This is a genomic window from Stenotrophomonas sp. P5_A8 (assembly GCF_056400545.1).
Genome location: NZ_JBFULB010000522.1, coordinates 1 through 1,543, shown reverse-complemented (window position 1 = coordinate 1,543; position 1,543 = coordinate 1). Strand labels below are relative to the sequence as shown.

Here is a 1,543-nt window from a genome sequence, read left to right as displayed (position 1 = left end):
CTCAAGAAAAGAGCGCAAGCGCCATGCATCAATCGGACTGGCGAGGTCCGGATAGAATCTATGTGCATCGATCGTCAAATCGTCCGAAGCCCTGACGAACACGACACCAAGCCCATGCTTCCTGAACTTCCACTCACCGCTATCCGTCAAAACGACCCCACGCCCCGGCAAAGAGAGTAGAAAACCCTCACGAAAATGGGGGTGACGCCGTTCCAACTCAGCAACCAGAGCGATTTGCAATCCTGAGAATTTCAGAAGGCAATGGACATCTAATAATTCCATCAGCAATCCCTCACTCTTGCCTCTGCCGMCTCTTGAAGAAGTTGCCGCCCCTGCGAGGGCGTCACTTGAATTTCACGCACTGGAACCTCCTTCAARCCCACCTTAATCGCTGCCGCAGCGCGATGGTGACCATCGATGATAATTCTCTTGCCCTCAAAGGTTGCGGCTTCTATTGGCTCACTCGGATTGTAACCATTCATTCTCATATCATTGGCCATCCTCTTTATTTGACTTCCTGACATCTCGTTCGGGCCTTGGCGACCTAGAAGACTCCTTGGATTCAAATTTGAGACCACCTCCGCGGAATCTGCAGCAAATCTGGACTCCGCTCGCATAATCAACGCGGCACGACCGGTGGCCGCGACACCTTGCGCATGCCCCAAAGTCATAATGGACATCGTGCCTTCCGCGACAGCCAGCACCCCCTGCGCGGCGGCCATTCCGTACTCTCCGCGCTCTGCAGATGTTACTGCCGCATCCCATGCAATCTGACCGGGGATGAAAGACCGCATCCACGCTGGACTTTCTGCACGCCCATCTGAGTCGATAAAGCGATATGGACTATCCGCCGCATAACAGTACCTGCAGAAGTTGCGCGCATTTTTAAGATCCACCATAACTGGATCTGCAGACACGAATATTGCAAGCGCAGGGTCATAATACCGTTGCTGCATGTAACTCAGCCCAGTCGCAGCATCCAACGCATGCCCGGTGTACCCAGGCCGATCCCTCAGTACCCCATTGATCTGCTCGCCGTAAGGCTCGTACTCCAGCGTCTCTGTCAGATCCCCCCACCCATCCGTCTCCGCCACCGGTGAGCCCAGCAGGTCCGCGTGCTGGTATCGGGTGTTGACCGCACCGCTGCCCGCAGCCGTGTCATGCAGGGCAATCAACCCATCGCCCAAATGGATGTGTTCGGTGCGGGTGCCGTTGCGTGCATCGTCTACATACAGCAGCCAGCCGTCAGCGCTGTACATCTGATTCGAGCAGCCTGCCCCGTTGCAGCTCAATACGCGCCGCCCCTGCCCGTCGTAGGCATACCAGTCCTTGCCGACCACTTCGCGCAGGCGGTTGCCGAAATCGAAGCGGAACTCCTGGCCGTTCTTCGGGTGCAGGTTGCCCTGGACGTCGTAGCTGAGCCCGATGACGGTCGCCCCGTTGCACCCGCCCTCCTTCACATTGGTCAGCCGCCAGTTCTGGTCGTAACAGTAGTGGTGAGCACGCGGGCTGCTCCCTGCCGCCACTACGTTCAGACGCAGGT

General features: G+C 57.2%; 2 protein-coding genes. Both read right to left on the bottom strand.

Annotated elements, in window-relative coordinates; genetic code table 11:
- Positions 1-282 (bottom strand): DUF6896 domain-containing protein (locus AC1DQP_RS20330; RefSeq protein WP_478052409.1); only part of this gene is annotated, 282 nt, incomplete at its 3' end.
- Positions 282-1,543 (bottom strand): RHS repeat-associated core domain-containing protein (locus tag AC1DQP_RS20325; RefSeq protein WP_478052408.1); only part of this gene is annotated, 1,262 nt, incomplete at its 5' end. The genes AC1DQP_RS20325 and AC1DQP_RS20330, both read right to left, overlap by 1 nt.